Source organism: Variovorax sp. CCNWLW225 (genome assembly GCF_037204045.1).
Taxonomy (GTDB): Bacteria; Pseudomonadota; Gammaproteobacteria; order Burkholderiales; family Burkholderiaceae_C; genus Variovorax.
Genome location: NZ_JBBCBV010000015.1, coordinates 101,150 through 119,815, shown reverse-complemented (window position 1 = coordinate 119,815; position 18,666 = coordinate 101,150). Strand labels below are relative to the sequence as shown.

Annotated in this window: 16 protein-coding genes; 3 read left to right on the top strand and 13 right to left on the bottom strand. The window is 65.9% G+C overall.

The features are described 5' to 3' along the window. Positions 1 to 104: 104 nt before the first annotated feature. The 7 genes from V9L20_RS21330 to V9L20_RS21300 form a co-directional block, all read right to left on the bottom strand. The gene (locus tag V9L20_RS21330) at positions 105 to 893 is read right to left on the bottom strand and encodes an L-iditol 2-dehydrogenase (protein ID WP_337298127.1); all 789 of its coding nucleotides are present in this window, start codon (positions 891 to 893) and stop codon (positions 105 to 107) included. Beyond that, a complete protein-coding gene (gene dalD, locus V9L20_RS21325; protein WP_337298132.1) occupies positions 890 to 2,287 on the bottom strand; it encodes a D-arabinitol 4-dehydrogenase in 1,398 nt (465 codons plus the stop codon). The genes V9L20_RS21330 and dalD overlap by 4 nt, the downstream gene beginning before the upstream one ends. Positions 2,288 to 2,368: 81 nt before the next feature. Then, entirely contained in the window at positions 2,369 to 3,406 is a 1,038-nt protein-coding gene (locus V9L20_RS21320; protein ID WP_337298126.1) for an ABC transporter ATP-binding protein, read from the bottom strand. 17 nt (positions 3,407 to 3,423) lie between these two features. Further along, complete coding sequence (locus V9L20_RS21315; protein WP_337298125.1) at positions 3,424 to 4,248, bottom strand: carbohydrate ABC transporter permease; 825 nt, start codon at positions 4,246 to 4,248, stop codon at positions 3,424 to 3,426. 13 nt (positions 4,249 to 4,261) lie between these two features. Then, a complete protein-coding gene (locus V9L20_RS21310) occupies positions 4,262 to 5,119 on the bottom strand; it encodes a carbohydrate ABC transporter permease (protein WP_337298124.1) in 858 nt (285 codons plus the stop codon). Positions 5,120 to 5,273: 154 nt separating this feature from the next. Further along, positions 5,274 to 6,584 (bottom strand): ABC transporter substrate-binding protein, encoded by a 1,311-nt coding sequence (locus V9L20_RS21305; RefSeq protein ID WP_337298123.1) that lies wholly within the window; start codon positions 6,582 to 6,584, stop codon positions 5,274 to 5,276. A 175-nt stretch (positions 6,585 to 6,759) separates the two neighbouring features. Further along, positions 6,760 to 7,695, bottom strand: coding sequence for a LysR family transcriptional regulator (locus V9L20_RS21300; RefSeq protein WP_337298122.1), 936 nt, complete (start codon positions 7,693 to 7,695; stop codon positions 6,760 to 6,762). Between the two features lie 92 nt (positions 7,696 to 7,787). Here V9L20_RS21300 and V9L20_RS21295 point away from each other — a divergent pair, with 92 nt between their 5' ends. Both V9L20_RS21295 and V9L20_RS21290 read left to right on the top strand, forming a co-directional pair. After that, positions 7,788 to 8,762, top strand: a complete 975-nt coding sequence (locus tag V9L20_RS21295; protein ID WP_337298121.1) for a Bug family tripartite tricarboxylate transporter substrate binding protein — start codon at positions 7,788 to 7,790, stop codon at positions 8,760 to 8,762. A gap of 45 nt (positions 8,763 to 8,807) precedes the next feature. Continuing rightward, entirely contained in the window at positions 8,808 to 9,869 is a 1,062-nt protein-coding gene (locus tag V9L20_RS21290; RefSeq protein ID WP_337298120.1) for a 4-hydroxythreonine-4-phosphate dehydrogenase PdxA, read from the top strand. Between the two features lie 307 nt (positions 9,870 to 10,176). Here the strand turns inward: V9L20_RS21290 and pgi are convergent, their stop codons facing one another. Together pgi and tal are read right to left on the bottom strand one after the other, a co-directional pair. Next, a complete protein-coding gene (gene pgi / locus V9L20_RS21285) occupies positions 10,177 to 11,733 on the bottom strand; it encodes a glucose-6-phosphate isomerase (RefSeq protein ID WP_337298119.1) in 1,557 nt (518 codons plus the stop codon). Positions 11,734 to 11,735: 2 nt separating this feature from the next. After that, the gene (tal, locus tag V9L20_RS21280; protein WP_281147336.1) at positions 11,736 to 12,695 is read right to left on the bottom strand and encodes a transaldolase; all 960 of its coding nucleotides are present in this window, start codon (positions 12,693 to 12,695) and stop codon (positions 11,736 to 11,738) included. Between the two features lie 241 nt (positions 12,696 to 12,936). Here tal and V9L20_RS21275 point away from each other — a divergent pair, with 241 nt between their 5' ends. Further along, complete coding sequence (locus V9L20_RS21275; RefSeq protein WP_337298118.1) at positions 12,937 to 13,614, top strand: lipocalin family protein; 678 nt, start codon at positions 12,937 to 12,939, stop codon at positions 13,612 to 13,614. On the opposite strand, the gene V9L20_RS21270 is transcribed toward V9L20_RS21275, so the two are convergent. From V9L20_RS21270 to V9L20_RS21255, 4 genes are read right to left on the bottom strand one after another with little or no spacing between them, the layout of a single operon-like run. Beyond that, the gene (locus V9L20_RS21270; RefSeq protein ID WP_258504329.1) at positions 13,601 to 14,242 is read right to left on the bottom strand and encodes an HAD family hydrolase; all 642 of its coding nucleotides are present in this window, start codon (positions 14,240 to 14,242) and stop codon (positions 13,601 to 13,603) included. The two genes, V9L20_RS21275 and V9L20_RS21270, sit on opposite strands and share 14 nt — an antisense overlap. Positions 14,243 to 14,254: 12 nt before the next feature. Beyond that, positions 14,255 to 15,307, bottom strand: coding sequence for an ABC transporter ATP-binding protein (locus V9L20_RS21265; protein ID WP_337298117.1), 1,053 nt, complete (start codon positions 15,305 to 15,307; stop codon positions 14,255 to 14,257). A 15-nt stretch (positions 15,308 to 15,322) separates the two neighbouring features. Then, positions 15,323 to 17,584, bottom strand: coding sequence for an ABC transporter permease (locus tag V9L20_RS21260; protein WP_337298116.1), 2,262 nt, complete (start codon positions 17,582 to 17,584; stop codon positions 15,323 to 15,325). Beyond that, the gene (locus V9L20_RS21255; RefSeq protein WP_337298115.1) at positions 17,585 to 18,598 is read right to left on the bottom strand and encodes an ABC transporter substrate-binding protein; all 1,014 of its coding nucleotides are present in this window, start codon (positions 18,596 to 18,598) and stop codon (positions 17,585 to 17,587) included. Positions 18,599 to 18,666 lie beyond the last annotated feature (68 nt).

Below are 18,666 nucleotides of genomic sequence, written 5' to 3'. Positions count from 1 at the left end.
TAAAGGAGGAGGCCGCAGGCCGGGGGACATTCGCGGAGAAAGGTACCCCGTCGGCGGGTGCGCCGCCCTGAACAACAACGCAAGACAAGCAGAAGCTGTCCATCTCAACTCATCACATTCCCGCCGTCGACATTCAAGGTCTGCGCCGTGATGTAGCGTGCCTCGTCGCTGGCAAGAAATACCGCTGCGCCGGCAATGTCGCTCGGCACGCCCATGCGGCCGAGTGGCACCTCCAGGCCCACTCGCCGCTTCTTCTCGCCGAGTGGCAGCCCTTCGGCCTTGGCGAACAGGCTGTCTACATGGTCCCACATGGGCGTGTCGACCACGCCCGGCGCAATGCCGTTGACGCGAATGCCGTGCGGGGCCATGGCCAGTGCGGCGCTCTGGGTGTAGCTGATGACTGCGGCCTTTGTTGCGCAGTAGTGCGACACCAGCGCCTCGCCGCGACGCCCCGCCTGTGACGCCATGTTGATGATCGATGCACCCTGCGTGCCGGCTTCGACCATGTGGCGCAGCACCGCCTGCATGACGAAGAACATGCCTTTTACGTTGACCGCGAACAGCTTGTCGAAAGATGCCTCGTCGCTGTCGAGCAACGGCGCAAGGTCGAACACCGCGGCATTGTTGAACAAGGTGTGAATGGGGCCGAAGGCGACCTGCGCCTCTGCGAGAAGGTGCGTGATTCCTTTCGTGTCGGTCACGTCCGCCGCGATGTAGGCAAGGCGGTCGGGATGCTTTTGCAACAGCGCCCGCACTGCTTCGGGCGCAGCAGCCATGCGGTCGACGATGCTGCAGCGCGCGCCCTCGGCAATGCATGCCTCGGCGACTGCAAGCCCGATGCCTCCGCCGGCACCGGTCAGCAGCACGTGGCGGTTCTTCAGCCGTTCGCTCATCTCGTTGCTCCTGCATTCATGAAACTTGCCACGCGTTCGCTCGCGCCACGCACGGCCTCTACCAGCCGTGCATCGCCAGCAATGGCGCCCCACAGTCCCGCGTCCGAGCACAGCGCCAGCACCGGATCGGCGGCATCGCAAGTGGCGTGCGCCACGGCTTCGTCCATGCCCTGGTCTTGATACGCATACGGCAGCACCCCGTGATGCCAGCGCTGCAAGAAGGCAAGGAACAGTGCAGGCAGCATCGCAACGCTGTCGATCGTCTGCCCGGCCGCAAGCCGCTCACGCACCGTGGGCGCGATGAAGCCCGGAATCTTCGAGAAGCCATCCGCCGCCACGCGCTGGTTGGTGTCGCGGATCGCGGGGTTGCCGAAGCGGTCGAGCACCACGTCGCGGTAAGCCGCAAGATCGATTGGGCTCGGGCTGAGGCATGGAATCACGTCGTCGGTCACGTAGTCGTACGCCATATTGCGGATGGCCGCATCGTGCGTGCCTTCGTGGATGAAGCTCAACCCGATCAGCGTGCCGGCCCAGGCAATGCAGCTGTGCGTGGCGTTGAGGATGCGGATCTTGGCTTCTTCGTAAGGCTGCACCGAATCGACCAGCTCCACGCCCACGCGGCCCCAGTCGGGGCGCCCGGCCACGAAGTTGTCTTCGATCACCCATTGGATGAAGCTTTCTCCGGTGATTGCGGCGGCATCGTCGCGGCCGGTGGCGGCCTTCACGCGCGCACGCAGTTCGGGCGGCGGGCGCGGCGTGATGCGGTCGACCATTGCATTCGGGCAGGCGGTGTTCGCCTGCACCCAGGCGAGCAACTCGGAATCGCCCGCGCGCTCGATGAACTCGAGCAGCCCGGCACGGAAACGGTCGCCGTTGTGGCGCAGGTTGTCGCAGTTGAGCAGCGTGACCGGACCGGCCTGCGCAGCCTTGCGCGCGCGCAAGATCGCGCAGACGGCGCCGTAGATGGTCACGCCTTCGCCGCCTCCACTCCACGCCTGGCCGCGGCGGGCTCGCTCGATGTCTGCCGCAAGGTCGCCGAACGAGAGGTCCAGCTTGCCCTTCGTATCGAGGTAGTAGCCCGCCTCGGTCACCGTGAATGACACGATGCGCGTGGACGGTGCCGCGCCGCGCGCGACGACCCTAGCCAGCGAGGGCTCGTAAGGCAGAACCTCTCGAATGGCTTCGATTTGCTCGTAGCGGTACTCGCCGGCCGGTGAAACCGTCTCCAGCGTGTATCGCCCGCCCTGAGCCTGCAGGGCAGCGACCACATCGGCCATGTCGGGCCGGATGTTGGCACCCGACAGCGACCAGCGGGTGTCGCCCGCATCGATCAGCCGCTGAAGGTAGACCGCCTGGTGGGCCCGGTGGAACGAGCCGAGTCCAAGGTGAAGCACCGTGAACTCCGAAGGAGCCGGGGATGGAGTTGGCGCATCGAGAGGCGCTGCTGCGAGGGTCACGGGAATGTTCCGGAAGAATCAGGCGGAGACCGAACGGCCTTCGCGGTTGAACAAATGAAGCACCGACGGGTCGAGCTCGACCGCCACGTCGTCGCCCGCATGCAGCGGCGTGCGCTCGTTCTGGCGCGCAATCAGCGGCACGCCCCCCACATCGACGTGGATCAGCGTGTCGGCGCCAAGCGCTTCGATGAGCTCGACCCGCCCCGGCACGCCCGCGGCGGCGGCCTGCTTCGGATGCACGCGCAAGCCTTCGGGCCGCACGCCCAGGAAACCGTCGCTCGGCAGGCGTCCGCCGGTTGCTGCCGAGAAACTCGGGATCGCACTCGCCGCCACCATGTTCATTGAAGGCATGCCGATGAACTGCGCAACGAACTGGTTGGCGGGCCGGTCATACAGTTCTAGCGGCGTGCCGACCTGCTCGATGAGACCGTCCCTGAGCACCACCACGCGGTCGGCCAACGTCATGGCCTCGACCTGGTCGTGCGTCACATAGATGGTGGTCGCACCGAGCGAGCGGTGCAGCTTGTGGATCTCGACGCGCGTGTTGCCGCGCAGGGCCGCATCGAGGTTGGACAGCGGCTCGTCGAACAGAAACACCTTGGGCGCGCGAACGATGGCGCGGCCGATGGCCACGCGCTGCCGCTGCCCGCCCGACAGGTCCTTGGGCGTGCGGTCGAGGTACTGCGTGAGGTTGAGCGTCTTGGCCGCGTACTCGACCTTGGTCTTGATCTCGCTCTTCGAAACACCCGCCAGCTTGAGCGCGAAGGACATGTTGTCGTACACGCTCATGTGCGGGTAGAGCGCGTAGCTCTGGAACACCATGGCCAGGTCGCGCTTGCCCGAAGGCGCCCAGGTGATGTCCTTGCCGTCGAGCAGCAGGTTGCCGCTGGTGATCGGCTCGAGCCCCGCAATCAGGCGCAGCAGCGTCGACTTGCCGCAGCCCGAAGGCCCGACGAAGACGATGAACTCGCCCTTCTGGATTTCGAGATCCACACCCTTGATGATGTCGGCGTCGCCGAAGCTTTTCTTGATGTCGTTGAGTTGCAGGTAGGCCATGAGATGTCTCCCTTTCTTTACTTGACGGCGCCGAAGGTCAGGCCTTGCACCAGTTGCTTCTGGCTGAACCAGCCGAACACGACGATGGGGGCAATGGCCATCAGCGAAGCCGCTGACAACTTGGCCCAGAACAGGCCCTCGGGGCTGGAGTACGAGGCGATGAGCGTGGCCAGCGTGCCGGCCTTGGCCGAGCTGAGATTGAGTGCCCAGAAGGCCTCGTTCCAGCTCAGCACCAGGCACAGGAGGCCGGTCGATGCGAGGCCGCCCACCGACAGCGGCAGCACCACGTGGCGGAACTCGGTCCACAGGCTGGCGCCGTCCATGCGCGCCGCTTCGAGAATTTCGTTCGGAATGTCCTTGTAGGCGCTGTAGAGCATCCACACCATGATCGGCAGGTTCGACAGCGTGAACACGATGGTCAGCGCGGTGAGCGAGTCCAGCAGGCCCGCGGTCTGCGCGAGCACGTAGATCGGCACCAGAGCGCCCACCGCCGGCATCATCTTGGTGGAGAGCATCCACATCAGGATGTCGCGCGTCTTCTTCGTGCGGAAGAAAGCCATCGAGTACGCGGCGGGCGCCGCAATCAGCAAGCCGATGATGGTCGAGCCCAGGCTGGTGATGAGCGAGTTGCGCGCGTACAGCAGGTAGTCGCTGCGGCGCTGCACTTCACCGAAGTTGTCGAGCGTGGGCTCGAAGACGAAGAGCGGCGGCACATGAATGGCCTGCAGCTCCGTCTTGAAGGCCGTGAGGAACAGCCAGCCGAGCGGAAAGAACAGGAGCAGCGCCACGGCCCACGCACCCACGGTGCGCAGCAGTTGGGGAAGGAAGTTGCTGGGTTGCATGGTCGTTCCTTCTTCAGTCGAGGTTCTTGCCGATGATTCGGATGAGGAACACGGCCACGATGTTGGCCAGCACCACCGCGAACAGCGCGCCGGCGGAGGCCACGCCCACGTCGAAGTTCATGAGCGACTGCTTGAAGATCAGGTAGGTCATGTTGGTGCTCTCGTTGCCCGGGCCGCCATTGGTGGTGATGGCGATCTCGGCGAACACGCTGAGCAGAAAGATCATCTCGATCATGATCACCACCGCCATCGGCCGGCCGAGGTGCGGAATGGTCAGGTAGAAAAAGCGCTGGAATGCGCTCGCGCCGTCCATGCGCGCGGCCTCCATCTGCTCGCGGTCGAGCGACTGCAGCGAGGTGATGAAGATCAGGCAGGCGAACGGCAGCCACTGCCAGGCCACCATGATGATCACCGAGAACAGCGGCACGTCGGTGAGCCAGTCGACCGGCTGGGCGCCGAAGAAGCGCCACACGTCGGCCAGGATGCCGTAGATGGGATTCATCATCATGTGCTTCCACAGCAGCGCGTTGACCGCGGGCATGACGAAGAAGGGCGAGATCAGCAGCACCCGCACGATGCCGCGGCCCGGGAAGGGCTCGTTCACCAGCAGCGCGAGCAACACGCCGAGCACCACCGTGATGACGATCACGCTGCCGATCAGCATCAACGTGTTCCACGTTGCGGGCCAGAAGTCGGGGTCGGTGACGAAGTAATGAAAGTTCTCGATGCCCGTGAACGTGCGCTCGCCGGGCTGCATGAGGTTGTAGTTCACGAACGAGAAGTACAACGTCATCACGAGCGGCACGATCATCCAGAGGAGGAGCGTGAGCACGGCGGGCGCCATGAGGGCCCGGGGCAGGAGTCGTTTCATGAGGAAATTCCTTCTCGTTGTGTCTGGCTCCTTCCCCCGCTGGGGGAAGGCTGGGATGGGGGCTTCCCGGATCAAGCGCCGCGGCGATTGGTACGCCGCGTGCCCCCACCCCTGCCCTCCCCCGGAAGGGGAGGGAGCAAGAATGAAAGCTGGCTTACTTGTAGTAGCCGGCCTTCTTCATCTCGCGCTCAGCCGCAGTCTGCGAAGTCTTCAGCGCCTGGTCGACCGTGACCTTGCCCGACAGCGCCGCGCTCATCTGCTGGCCCACCGCCACGCCGATGGCCTGGAACTCGGGAATGGCCGCGTACTGCACGCCCACGTACGGCGACTTGGGCAAGGTGCTGTCGCTGAGGTTGGCGGTATCGATGGCCTTCTTCTCGGCCGCAGCAAACTTGGCCACCTTCTGGAACTCGGGGTTCGCATAGGTCGACTTGCGCGTGCCGGTGGGCACCGTGCCCCAGCCATGCTCCTTGGCGACCAGGTTCACGTACTCCTTGGAGGTCGCCCATTTCACGAAGGTCTGCGCGGCGGCGCCCTTGGTCGAGCTTGCGGGAATGGCCAGGTTCCAGGTCCACAGCCAGTTGGCGCCCTTGGGCGTCACGGCCACCGGTGCCTGTGCGAAGGCGACCTTGTCGGCCACCTTCGACTGCTTGGGGTCGCTGATGAACGAGGCCGCAATGGTCGCGTCCACCCACATGCCGCACTTGCCTTCGTTGAAGAGCGCAAGGTTCTCGTTGAAGCTGTTGGCCGAGGCGCCCGGCGGGCCATACGACTTCATCATGTCGACGTAGAAGTTGATCGCGTCCTTCCATGGCTTGGTGTCGATCTGCGGCTTCCACTGCATGTCGAACCACTGGCCGCCGTTGGTGTTGACCAGCGTCGTCAAAAAGGCCATGTTGTCGCCCCAGCCCGGCTTGCCGCGCAGGCACATGCCGTATACGCCGGCCTTGGGGTCGTGGATCTTGCCGGCCAGCTCCTTCACCTGCGCCCAGGTGGGCTGCTCGGGCATCTTGAAGCCGACCTTGTCGGCCAGGTCCTTGCGGTACATGAGCATCGAGCTCTCGCCGTAGAAGGGCGCGGCGTAGAGCTTGCCTTCGTACGACAGGCCGGCGCGAATGGCCGGCAGCAGGTCGTCGGCGTCGTAGGCGGCGTCGGTGGCAATGGGCTGGAGCCAGCCCTTCTTCGACCAGATCGGCGCTTCGTACAAACCGATGGTCATCACGTCGAACTGGCCGCCCTTGGTGGCAATGTCGGTGGTCACGCGCTGGCGCAGCGTGCCTTCCTCGAGCGTCACCCACTTGAGCTTGATGTCCGGATTGGCCTTTTCGAAGAAGGGCGTCAGCTTCTGCATCTCGATCATGTGGCCGTTGTTCACGGTGGCAATCACGAGTTCGGTGGCGGCTTGGGAGGCGAGCCCCGTGCCGGCGAGTGCGAGGACGAGGCCCGCTTTCAGAAAACGCTTCATGTTGTCTCCTAGAGGTGAGCGACGCCCTGTGTTCGGGTCGCCGTGGCGGGATTCTGGAGAAACGCGCTTGCGGGTTTGGTACTTCATCCGTCCTTGCTGGTACTTTCATGCACCAATCAGCTAGGAGATTCCCTAGTCAACGCAATACAGCATGGAAAAGCTCAATCCAAAGACCTCAGGCACCGCCCAGCAGTTGGCGCCGGAACTGCGCCGCGGCCGGTGAAAGCGGGCGGTCCTGCCGGGTGATGAGGCAGATCGGCGGCACGCGCACCGGCAGCTCCACCGGCACGGTGCGCAGCACGCCCAGCCGCGCGTAGTGGCCGGCCTGCGAAGCCGGCATCACGGCGGCCATGTCGGAGTTCTCGAGCAAGGCGGTAATGGCAATGGGCGATGCCGTTTCGATGATGTCGAGCCGCGCCTGGATACCCGCCTCCCGCATCGCCGCCTCGAAGCGCCCGCGCTGCGGCGAGCCCGGGGGCTGCAACACCCATGACCAGTTCGCCATTTCGGCCAGCGTGACGGTGGGCTGCTCGAAGACAGGGTGCGCGGCGCGCACCACGACCACCTGCGACTCGCCCAGCAGCGGCACGCTCGCGTACTTGGCCTCGTCGTGGCTGTCCGTGAGCCGGCCCAGCACCAGGTCGACGTCGCCCTGCTCGAGCTGCGCCTGCATCACATCGCTGGTCTCGACGATTACCGACACCGCCACCTGCGGATGACGCCGGTGGTACTCGACCAGCGCCGACGCCAGCAGCTCGGGCACCGCGCCCGGCACGCTGCCCACGCGCAGCGAACCGCTCAGGCCCGAGCGCAGCGCGAGCATTTCCTCGCGGGCGCTGCCGAAGTCGCTGAGCACGCGGCGGGCATAGCGGATCAGGATCTCGCCGTATGGCGTGGGCTCCATGCCGCGCGCAAGGCGCTCGAAGAGCTTTTCGCCCAGCGAATCTTCCAGCTGCTGCAGCAGCTTGGTGGCAGCCGGCTGGCTGATGTTCATGGCCTCGGCTGCGCGGCCCAGATGGCGGTGGGCATCGAGCCGTGCCAACAGGAGCAGTTGGCGCGGCCGCACATGGAGCATCAGCGATGCGTCGGTCAGGCCTGAACCGGAAGTCATGCACAAAAGTATATGGAGCTTCGGGCTTTTTCGATTGGATTGGCAACACGAAGCTCCCTAAGCTGGCACCAAACAAGCAGGAGACACACCCGATGAAGCTTTCTTTTCTTGCCCGCACGGCGAGCGCGGCAACGCTGGCACTGGCAACCGCCATGGCCGGTGCGCAGCCCGCCTACCCCGACAAGCCGCTGCGCATCATGGTCGGCGCCTCGCCCGGCGGCGGCACCGACATCCTCGCGCGCGTGCTGGCCGACAAGTTCGCGCCGGTGCTCAAGCAGCCCGTGACGGTGGAGAACCGGCCCGGCGCCTCGAACACCATCGCCGGCGAACTCACCGCGCGCGCCGCGGCCGACGGCACCACGCTGCTGCTGGCCACCAACACCGCGCAGGCGGTGGCGCCGCACATCCTCAAGCTCAAGTACGACCCGCTGAAAGACCTGCAGCCGATCGGCCTGGTGGCCGTGATGCCCAACGTGCTGGTGGTCTCGGCCACCTCGCCCTACAAGTCGGTGAAAGACTTGGTGGCAGCCATGACGGCCAAGCCGGGCGGTCTGAAATACGCCTCGTCCGGCATCGGCAGCACGCAGCACGTGGGCGGCGAGGCCTTCAACCTGGCCACGGGCATGAAGTCGATCCATGTGCCCTACAAGGGCAGCTCGCAGGCGCACATCGACATCATCGGCGGCGAGGTCGACATGATGTTCGACAGCACCTCTTCCGCCATGGGCCAGATCAAGGCCGGCAAGTTCCGCGCGCTGGCCGTGAGCGCACCGCAGCGCTCGCCCGAGCTGCCCGATGTGCCCACGCTGACCGAGCAGGGCATCAAGGGCGCGGACGTGTCCACCTGGTACGGACTCTATGTGACGGCTGGCACACCGCGGCCCGTGGTGGAGCGGCTGGGCACGGAGCTCACGCGCACGCTGAGGCTGACCGATGTGCAGGCGCGCATCAAGGGGCTCGGAGGTGAACCCGGCGTGATCACCGGCGAAGCTTTCGCGGCTATGAACAAGCAGGAGTTCGACCACTACGGCCAACTCGTGCGGGACGCCAACATCAAGGCCGAATGAGGCCTTCCTTCTTTCCTTCCTCTTCTCCATTTCATTCCTGATTCCATGTCCACCCCATCGAAGACCCCGACCGTCATTTCCGCGAAGCCCCGCATCGCCGTGCTGCTCGGCGACCCGAGCGGCATCGGCCCCGAGATGGCGGTGAAGCTGCTCGCGCGCCAACGCAACCTGGACGCCGCGCGCGTGCTGCTGATTGCCGACCCCGTGGTGCTGGCCGCGGGCGAGCGCGTGGCGGGCGTGAAGCTCGACCCACTGCAGATCGACCGGTTGGACGACTTGCGCTTCGAGGACGGCCGCCCCACCCTGCTGCTGCGCGACTGGATGGAGGGCCGGGAGCCGGTGCTCGGCGAATCGAACGAGGCCTCGGGCCGCGCATCCTTCGAAGCACTGGAACTCGCCACCGCGGCGGTGCGGCGCGGGCAAGCGGATGGCATTCTCTTTGCGCCGCTCAACAAGCATTCGCTTCGTTTGGGTGGCCTGGTGCATGAAGACGAGTTGCGCTACATGCAGGAGCGCTTTGCCGTGAAGGGCTTCGTCTGCGAGTTCAACCTCACGGGCTCTCTATGGACCTCGCGTGTGACCTCGCACATTCCGCTGAAGGACGTGGCAAGCCACATCACGATGGAAGGCGTGAGCGATGCGGTGAAGATCATTGCATCGGCCCTGCGCCGCGCAGGTGTGGCGCAACCTCGTATTGCGGTGACGGGGCTCAACCCGCACGCGGGGGACGGCGGCTCCATCGGCATGGAAGAAATCGAGATCATCGCACCGGCCATCGAACAGCTGCGCGCCGAGGGCTTCGACGCCCGCGGTCCGTTCTCGCCTGACACGGTGTTCATCGGCGCACGCCGTGGCGATGTGGATGCGGTGGTGTCGATGTATCACGACCAGGGCCAGATCGCGATGAAGCTCATGGGCTTCGAACACGGTGTGACGCTGCACGGCGGCCTGCCGGTGCCGGTGGCCACCTCGGCCAGCGGCAGCGCTTTTGACATCGCAGGCAAGGGTGTTGCGCAGATCGAAGGGCTGCAGCAGGCCTTCGACTTGTGCGTGCGGATGGCGAGTGGTTCGCCTGTGCGGACGGTTGCAGAAGCGGCTACTGCTTGAGGGATGGCGCCGCTGTTCAGGGCGCGTGCACAGGCCACCGGGTACTCCCCTCCGCGAATGTCCCCCGGGGCTGCGCCCCTCCTCCTTTATTTCGCTGCGCGGAGCACCCGATGCCCTGTGCACTTGGGCACGCTCTGGGTGCACCGCCGATCAACGAACGCTCTGAATCACGCACCCGCTGGCGGGGTGCCTTGCGCAGCGAAATAAAGGAGGAGGCCGCAGGCCGGGGGACATTCGCGGAGAAAGGTACCCCGTCGGCGGGTGCGCCGCCCTGAATATCTCCTGCGGCCCTAGAAACCGAAGCAGCTCAAGACCCCAGCCGCCTCAGCAGCCCGGCCGTCGAGGCATCAAGCCCCATGATGTCGCCCGAAGCAAGACGCGGTTCGATGTCCTTTGCGAGCACCTTGCCGAGTTCCACACCCCACTGGTCGAAGCTGTTGATGCCCCACAGCGCGCCGCTGGTGAACACGCGGTGTTCGTACATTGCGAGAAAAGCGCCGAGCGCCTCGGGCGTGAGTTTCTCGAAAACAAAGAAGGTGCTCGGCCGGTTGCCTGGAAAGTTCTTGTGGCCACCGGCGTCGAGCTTGCCGACCATCAATGCCTGCGCCTGCGCGAGCGCATTGGCCAGCAACTTGGCGTGGTGGCCTTCGAGCGTGTGCGCTGCGTCGCGCACCGCCACGAATTCGAGTGGAATCACATCCGTGCCCTGGTGCAGCATCTGGAAATAGGCATGCTGGCCATTGGTGCCGGGCTCGCCCCAGAGCACGGGCGAAGTGCCCAGTCCGGCGGGCAGCGGCTCGCCGCTTGCATCGACCTGCTTGCCGTTGCTTTCCATCTCGAGCTGCTGCAGGTAGGCCGGCAGGCGCTTCAACGCGCTGTGATACGGCGCGATGCCGCGGCTCGTGAACTTGTGGAAGTTGCGGTACCAGACGTCGAGCAGGCCCAGGCGCACCGGCAGGTTCTTTTCGAGCGGCGTGGTGCGGAAGTGCTCGTCCATTGCATGCGCGCCCGCCAGCAGCCGGCGGAATCCGTCGGCGCCAATCGCCAGGGCAATCGGAAGCCCGATGGCCGACCACAGCGAATAGCGGCCGCCGACCCAGTCCCAGAAGCCGAAGGTGATGTCGATGCCGAATTGCTTCGCGGCCTCCACGTTGGTGGTGAGCGCGGCAAAGTGGCCGGCGATGTCCGTACCGCCCGACTGCTCGTACCAGCGCTTGGCCGAGAGCGCGTTGGTCATCGTCTCGGTCGTGGTGAAGGTCTTGGACGCAATCAGGAACAGCGTGTGTTCGGGGGCCAGGTCGCGCAGCACGCCGTCGAGCTCGTGGCCGTCGACGTTCGAAACGAAATGAAAGCGCTTGCCCGGAGCGGCGAATTCGGCGAGCGCCAGCACCGCCATCTGCGGGCCGAGGTCGGAGCCGCCGATGCCGATGTTGACCACGTCGGTAATGGTGTGGTCGCTGCGCACCTTTTCGGCATAGGCCAGCATCGCGTCGAGCGTCGCGTGCACTTGGCGCAGCTCGCCGGCGGTCTTGCCCACGGCGGCATCGGCCGGCGCGCGCAACAGCGTGTGCAGCACGGCGCGGTCTTCGGTGTTGTTGATGTGCTCGCCGGCAAACATCGCATCGCGATGCGCCTCGAGGCCGCATTCGCGGGCCAGCGAAAGCAGCATTTCCTCGGTGCGCGCATCGATCAGGTTCTTCGACAGGTCGGCAAAGACGTAAGGTGCTTCCTGGCTGAAGCGCTCGAAGCGCCCGGCATCGTCGACGAAGGCATGGCGCACGTCGAACTGGCGGCCCGCGGTTTCGAAGTAGCTTTGCAGTTGCGCCCAGGCGGACGCGCGGTCGCAGCGAAGGGTCATGGCCATGTTTACTTGCCGCTTTCCTGCATGAGTTTTTCCAGCTTCACGGCGTCGGCTGCAAAGGCGCGGATGCCCTCTGCGAGCTTCTCGGTGGCCATGGCGTCTTCGTTCAGCGCAAAGCGGAAGCTCGGCTCGTCGTAGCTCAGCTTCTCCACGCTGGCCGTTGCGGCGGCCTTCTTGGCGTCGAGTGCGTGTGCTAGCGGCTCGTTGCTGGCGGCCAGCTCGGCCAGCAGCTCGGGGCTGATGGTCAGCAGGTCGCAGCCGGCCAGGGCCTGGATCTGCCCCACGTTGCGGAAGCTCGCACCCATCACCTCGGTCTTGATGCCGTGCTGCTTGTAGTAGTTGTAGATTTCGCGCACCGACTTGACGCCCGGATCGTTGGCGCCCGCGCTCGCCGCCTCGTCCCACTTGGCGCCGGCCGACTTCTTGTACCAGTCGTAGATGCGGCCCACAAAGGGCGAAATGAGCTGCACGCCGGCCTCGGCGCAGGCCACCGCCTGCGCAAACGAGAACAGCAGCGTGAGGTTGGTGCGAATGCCCTTCTGCTCGAGCGCGCGCGCCGCCTGGATGCCCTCCCACGTGGAGGCCACCTTGATCAGCAGGCGCTTCTCGGTGTCGATGCCTTCGGCCTTGTAGAGCGCCACGATGCGCTCGCCGCGTGCAATGGTGGCGGCGGTGTCGAACGAAAGGCGGGCGTCGACTTCGGTCGACACGCGTCCGGGAATGATCGAGAGAATCTCGGCGCCGAAGCGCACCAGCAGGCGGTCGATCACTTCGTCGAGCGGCTTGCCCGCATGGCTCTTGACGGCTTCGTCGAGCAGCGGCCGGTACTCGGGCTTTTGCACCGCCTTGAGGATGAGCGACGGATTGGTGGTCGCGTCCTGCGGCTTGGAAATGCTGAGTTGCTTGAAGTCGCCGGTGTCGGCGACCACGGTGGTCCATTGACGGAGAGCATCGAGTTGATTCATGTCGAAGATTATCCTGTGCGGGTGATGACAAGTCCTGCACGCTATTGCGCTGGGGCCGATGTTTTCATGCGCACCGTAGCACGGCTTTTCACGGCGCTGCATCGGCCTTCGGCCGACAGGGTTGTACGCCGGCTGCCCTGCCCTACATGGGCTGTGGTCCGCCGCTGACGGCAGCGGGTGCGTTCAGGGGCTAGCCTGCGGCTTCCCGCCTTGATGCTTTCCCACTACAGGAGTGCCCCCCATGTCCTTCCGTCATCGCTCCGCAGCTTCCGCAGCAGCGAACCGCGCTCCTTTCGACGACCGCCGCACCAGTTCGTCCATCGGCACCCTGGCCACTGCCTTCGTGGTGGGCGGCGTGGCTACCTGGCTCGCCCTGGGCGCCGGCCGCACCGCGCGGGCGCAACTGCCCGGCCCCGCCGACGGCGCACCGCTCATGCGCGCGCCGCTGCAGGTGGTGGCGCCGGTCGATATCCAGCGCTATGCCGGCGTCTGGCACGAACAGGCCCGCCTGCCGAACCGCTTCCAGAAACAGTGCGCGGGCCCTGTGACCGCCGAGTACACGCCTCAGCCCGACGGCACGCTGCAGGTCATCAACCGCTGCGTACGGCCCGACGGCAATTTCGACGAGGCGGTGGGCACGGCGCGCGTGGTGCCCGTGGCGGGCCAGCCCGGCGCGGGCCGGCTCGAAGTGCGCTTTGCGCCTTCCTGGCTGAGCTGGCTGCCGATGGTGTGGGGCGACTACTGGATCCTGAAGCTCGACCGCGACTACCAGGTGGCGCTGGTCGGCACACCTGATCGCCAGTACCTCTGGGTGCTTTCGCGCGCTCCCCGGCTGGAAGACGACGCGTTGCAGGCCGAGCTGGACTACGCCGCCAGCCTGGGCTTCGACACCGCCAAGGTGGTGCTTACCGCCCGGTAGTCGAGACGGACGGCAGATAGCGCCCGAGCTGCGTCGCCAGCGCGGCGGGGTGGGTGCAGTGAATGGCGTGCCATCCGAAGGCGCGCGCCGCTTCCACGTTGGCCGCCGAATCGTCGATGAAAACCGTTTGCTGCGGATCGAGCGCATGGCGCACCGCCAGCAGCTCGTAGATTTCGCGATTCGGCTTGATGAACTTCACGTCGCCGGAGAAGACCCCGCCGTCGAACCGCCGGATGAAGCCGTGGCGGCGCTCGATGGCACGCGCATAAGGCGCTGGCATGTTCGAGAGGTAGTAAAGGCGCAGCGCCTCGCCCGCATCCCGGCGCGCAAACAGCCCTTCGAGCAGCTCGACCGTGACCGGGATCGGCTCCAGGCGTTCGCCCAGCGTGCCGAGCATCTCGTCGAGCCGTGCGGCGGGAAGCGACAGCCGCTGGGCCATGCGCGCAATGGCATCTTCGAGCGAGCGCGTGCCGCAGTCGAAGCACAGCCAGTCGTCATGGTGGAACAGCGCCCGCCCGAGCGCCGCGGCGGCAAGCTCAGTGGAGGCGTGTTCGGGAAGATGGGTCTGCACCAGCCGGGTGGGCTCCCATGCCAGCAGCACGGCGCCAAGATCGAAAACCACGTTCATGGCGCCATTGTTTCATGCGCCGGGCACCACGCTGACGCCGTGCGCCGCCAGCGACAGCGTGGCCTGCGCGCCTGCGGCCAGGGGGTGCGAAAGATCGGTCGACACCACGAAGACGGGCCCGATCGGGGTGTCGAAGCCGTATTCGTAGAAGCTGCCCAGGTAGGCCGCCTTTCGCAATGTGGCGGGCAGGCCCTGGCCCGCCTCGGCGCCGCCGATGTTCCAGGCCTCGGGGCGCACCGCGACCTTCACGGCGCCGGGCGCCACCGCATGGCGCGGCTGCAGGCGCAGCGGGCCGAAGGTGACGCTGCCGTCGGCTTGCGCCATGGCCGGAAAAACCATCGCCTCGCCCATGAAGCCCGCGACAAATTCGCTTTCGGGCCGGCCGTAGAGCTGCTCGGGCGTGCCGCGCTGGGCGATGAGGCCGTGGTCCATCACGATGATCTGGTCGCTCACGGCCAGCGCCTCGCTCTGGTCGTGCGTCACATAGGCCACCGTGAGCTTGAGGCGCTGCTGCAGTGCGCGGATCTCCTCGCGCATTTCGCGCCGCAGGCGGGCGTCGAGGTTGGACAACGGTTCATCGAACAGCAGCACCGCGGGCTCCAGCACCAAGGCGCGTGCCAACGCCACGCGCTGCTGCTGGCCGCCCGAGAGTTCGCTGGGCAGGCGCTCGTCGAAGCCGACCAAGCCCACCCCCTTGAGCGCATCGCGCGCGCGGACGACCGCTTCGTCCTTCTTCACGCCGCTCATGCGCAGGCCATAGCCCACGTTCTCGATCACGTTCATGTGCGGAAAGAGCGCGTAGCTCTGGAACATCATGCTCACGTTGCGCTCGGCCGGGCCGAGCGTGGTGACATCGCGCCCGCCCATCAGGATCGAGCCCGAAGTCGGCGATTCGAGTCCCGCGATCATGCGCAGCGTGGTCGTCTTGCCGCAGCCGGAAGGGCCGAGGATGGTGGTGAGCGTGCCGACCGGCACCTCGAAGCTGATGCCCTTGACCGCGAGCGGACCGTCTTTGTCAGTGCCGTAGCGCTTGGTGACGTTGCGGAATTCGATGCCGTTGCTCATGTGTTCTTCTCCCGGTCAATGCACCACGGGGGCGGCCACTATCGGCACGCCTGCCTTGCGGCGCCCCAGCTTGCGCTCCCCGACAACCCACTGCACCAGTGCAATGGCCAGAGACATCAGCACCATGAGCACCGTGCAGTAGGCCAGCGCAATGCCGTAGTCGCCGTTGCCCACGCGGCCGATGATGTAGGTGGTGGCAAGCTCGTTCTCGGCCGTGACCAGGAAGATCACCGCGCTCACGGTCGTCATGGCGCGCACGAAGCTGTACACCAGCGCGGCCACCAGCGCAGGCTTGAGCAGCGGCAGCACCACCTTGAAGAGCGTCTGCGACGTGGAGGCGCGCAGCATCAGCGAGGCTTCGTCGAGCGAGCGGTCCAGTTGCTTGAAGGCGGCGGTGCCGGCGCGCACGCCCACCGGCAGGTTGCGGAACATGAAGCACAGCACGATGATGAGCCCGGTACCCGTGAGCTCGAACGGCGGCACGTTGAAGGCCAGGATGTAGCTCACGCCGAGCACCGTGCCCGGAATGGCGAAGGCCAGCAGCGCGCCGAACTCGAACACGCCCTGCCCCTTGAACTCGTTGCGCGCGAGCAGCCACGCAATCAGCAAACCCAGTGCCGCAGTAATGGGTGCCGAGATGCCCGCGAGCTTGAGCGTGGTGATCAGCGAGTTCCATGCCGTGCCGGCCCAGACCAAGCCAAATTGGCCCCATTCGAGCGCGAACGCACTCCTGAAGTGATTGAGCGTGAAGCTGTAGTCACGGCCCCAGGTCTGCACGAAGCCGCCCGCAAAGGCGAACAGGTAGACCACGGCCGTAAACGCGATCCACGGCAGCGCGATGCAGTAGATGGTGCGACGAACGCCGTCGGGCAACGCCATGGCAATGCCTGCATCGCCTTTGCCGCTCACAGTCGTGTAGTTCTGCTTGCCGAGCACGCCTCGCTGCAGCGCGAACACGCCGAGCGCGAAAATCGTGAGCACCCATGCCAGCGACGCCGCGCGGCCCTGGTCGTACTGCGCGCCGACAATGGCAAAGAAGATGTCGGTCGACAGCACCGAGAACTGCCCGCCCACCACTACAGGGTTGCCGAAGTCCGCAATGCTCTCGATGAAGCCGACCAGGAAGGCGTTGGCCAACCCGGGCTTCAACAGCGGCAGCGTGATGGTGAAGAAAGTGCGGCGCCGGTCGGCACGCAGCATCTGCGCGGCTTCTTCGAGGCTGGGCGCAATGCCTTGCACCACACCGCGCATGATCATGAAGGCGATGGGCGTGAAGGCGAAGAGCTGCGCCACCAGAACGCCCGGCATGCCGTAGAACCAGCGCGTCGGCTCGATGCCGAAGACGTTTTCGAGCAGCTGGTTGACGATGCCCGCGCGGCCGAACAACAGGATGAGCCCGAGGCCCACCACGAAAGGCGGCGTGATGATCGGCAGCAGCGCCAGCACCCGCAGCGCACCCTGCCCGCGCTTGCTGCCGCGCTCGGCCATCAGCGCCATCAATGTGCCTAGAAAGGTTGTGCCGGCGGCCGTGAGCAGGGCCAGCACCAGCGTGTTCCAGGCGACGCCACAGCGCACGCCGCCCGCAATGCAGCCCAAGCCCCAGATACGCTCGGTGAACACGCGCGCGACAAAGGCCGTGATTGACCACTGCCCGTCTTCATTGAAGAAGGCGCCAGCCAGCGCCTTGCTCACGGGGTAGGCGATGAACAGCGCCATCAGCACGCCGCAGCCGAGGACCGCTGCGGCCACGAACAGGTCGCCCTTGAACAGCCCCAGCCGCGCAATGCCGAAGGCGGCCAGCAGCGTGAGCGCGGTGAGCGCCACGAAGCCGCCCGCGCCGATGCCGAACTGGTTGATGGCCAGTTCGCCGAACTGCGTGTTGAGTGCCGCGAAGCTCCAGCCGCGCGCGCCGATGGTGAAGCCTGCAATGGCAAGGCCCAGGGCGCCAATGGCGCCACCCGCCAGCAGCCAGCGCCCTTGCGCCCGGCCGGCCGGCAACCAGGCACCGATGGCGCACATCGCCAGGCCGACGAGCCCGATGAAAAGCCAGCTGCGGCCTTGCGTGGCCGCCTGCATCAGGCCATTGGCACCCTCGGCCTGGCCGAACACCTGCGGAACGGCCTCGTACCAGGTCGAGTCCTGAATCGCATACCAGGGCAGCACGAGGTAGGCCGCAAAGCCCAGTGCCACCCAGGCCCAGATCCAGCGCTGCGAGCGCCGGGCCGAAGCGGCGGCCGCCGGATTGGCCGGCGCGGCGCCGGCGGCAACGGTGCCCACTTAGCGCGGCAGCGAGTTGACGTCTTTTTCCCAGCGCGCAATCAGCCGCCGGCGCTCGGCGCTGGCGCCGTACTTGGCGTAGTCGTAGTTGATGAACTTGATCTTCTTGAAGTCCGGAATGCGCGGATCGAGCTTTGCGGTGCTGTTGCTCGGCAGCTGGAACTGCTTGTTGGCGGCGCCGAGCTCCTGCGCACTGGGCGTCAGCGCCCATTCGTAGAACTTTTTCGCGGCCTCGAGGTTGCGCGCGCCCTTGATGATGCTCATGGAGCCGATTTCGGCACCCGTGCCGTCGCTGGGCGTGATGGTCTCGACTGGAAAGCCCTGCATCTTCTCGCCCGGACCGTCATGCACGAAGCTGATGGACACCGCCGTTTCGCCGCGCGCCACGGCCTTGATGGGGCCGGTGCCGGAACGGGTGTACTGGCCCACGTTCTTGTGCAGCGCCTTGAGGTAATCGAAGGCCTTGTCTTCGCCCATGAGCTGCACCAGCGTGGCGATCATGGTGTAGGCCGTGCCGCTCGAGGCCGGGTTGGCCACCTGTATGTCGCCCTTGTACTCGGGCTTGAGCAGGTCGGCCCAGGTCTTGGGCACGGGCAGCTTCTTCTTGGCCAGCAGCTCGGGGTTGTAGCCGAAGCCCAGCGGGCCCGAATAGATGCCGACCGTCTTGTAGCCCGACTGTTTGGCCTGCTGCTGTGCCCAGGGGTGAAGCTGCGCCAGCGTGGGCGACTTGTATTCGAGCGTGAGGCCCTGTTCGGCCGCCTGCAGGTGCGGGTCACCGGTGCCGCCGAACCATACGTCGGTCTTGGGGTTGTCCTTCTCGGCGATGAGCTGGGCCAGCGCCTCGCCCGAGCCCTTGAGCGACATGTTGATGCGGGTACCGGTGGTGCGTGCGTACACGGTGGCAATCACGTTGCACCATTCGGCCTGGACCGAGCAGATCACGTTGACCGTGCCCTGCGCCGACGCGGCGGCCGACAAACCCACCAAGGCCGCTGCAGTAAAAAGCTTCTTCATGTGAAAACCCCGCCTCGAAACAAAAATAGGCCTCCCGGCCGGGGTTGAGCGTAGCTTTCGTACAGGTT

Bases quoted from the DNA above. Each gene is read 5' to 3' on its own strand.
- V9L20_RS21290 (WP_337298120.1), top strand. From the start codon at position 8,808: ATGTCCACCCCATCGAAGACCCCGACCGTCATTTCCGCGAAGCCCCGC.
- V9L20_RS21265 (WP_337298117.1), bottom strand. From the start codon at position 15,307: ATGAGCAACGGCATCGAATTCCGCAACGTCACCAAGCGCTACGGCACT.
- tal (WP_281147336.1), bottom strand. From the start codon at position 12,695: ATGAATCAACTCGATGCTCTCCGTCAATGGACCACCGTGGTCGCCGAC.
- V9L20_RS21310 (WP_337298124.1), bottom strand. From the start codon at position 5,119: ATGAAACGACTCCTGCCCCGGGCCCTCATGGCGCCCGCCGTGCTCACG.
- V9L20_RS21305 (WP_337298123.1), bottom strand. From the start codon at position 6,584: ATGAAGCGTTTTCTGAAAGCGGGCCTCGTCCTCGCACTCGCCGGCACG.
- V9L20_RS21295 (WP_337298121.1), top strand. From the start codon at position 7,788: ATGAAGCTTTCTTTTCTTGCCCGCACGGCGAGCGCGGCAACGCTGGCA.
- V9L20_RS21300 (WP_337298122.1), bottom strand. From the start codon at position 7,695: ATGACTTCCGGTTCAGGCCTGACCGACGCATCGCTGATGCTCCATGTG.
- V9L20_RS21270 (WP_258504329.1), bottom strand. From the start codon at position 14,242: ATGAACGTGGTTTTCGATCTTGGCGCCGTGCTGCTGGCATGGGAGCCC.
- V9L20_RS21275 (WP_337298118.1), top strand. From the start codon at position 12,937: ATGTCCTTCCGTCATCGCTCCGCAGCTTCCGCAGCAGCGAACCGCGCT.
- V9L20_RS21320 (WP_337298126.1), bottom strand. From the start codon at position 3,406: ATGGCCTACCTGCAACTCAACGACATCAAGAAAAGCTTCGGCGACGCC.
- V9L20_RS21315 (WP_337298125.1), bottom strand. From the start codon at position 4,248: ATGCAACCCAGCAACTTCCTTCCCCAACTGCTGCGCACCGTGGGTGCG.
- pgi (WP_337298119.1), bottom strand. From the start codon at position 11,733: ATGGCCATGACCCTTCGCTGCGACCGCGCGTCCGCCTGGGCGCAACTG.
- V9L20_RS21330 (WP_337298127.1), bottom strand. From the start codon at position 893: ATGAGCGAACGGCTGAAGAACCGCCACGTGCTGCTGACCGGTGCCGGC.
- V9L20_RS21255 (WP_337298115.1), bottom strand. From the start codon at position 18,598: ATGAAGAAGCTTTTTACTGCAGCGGCCTTGGTGGGTTTGTCGGCCGCC.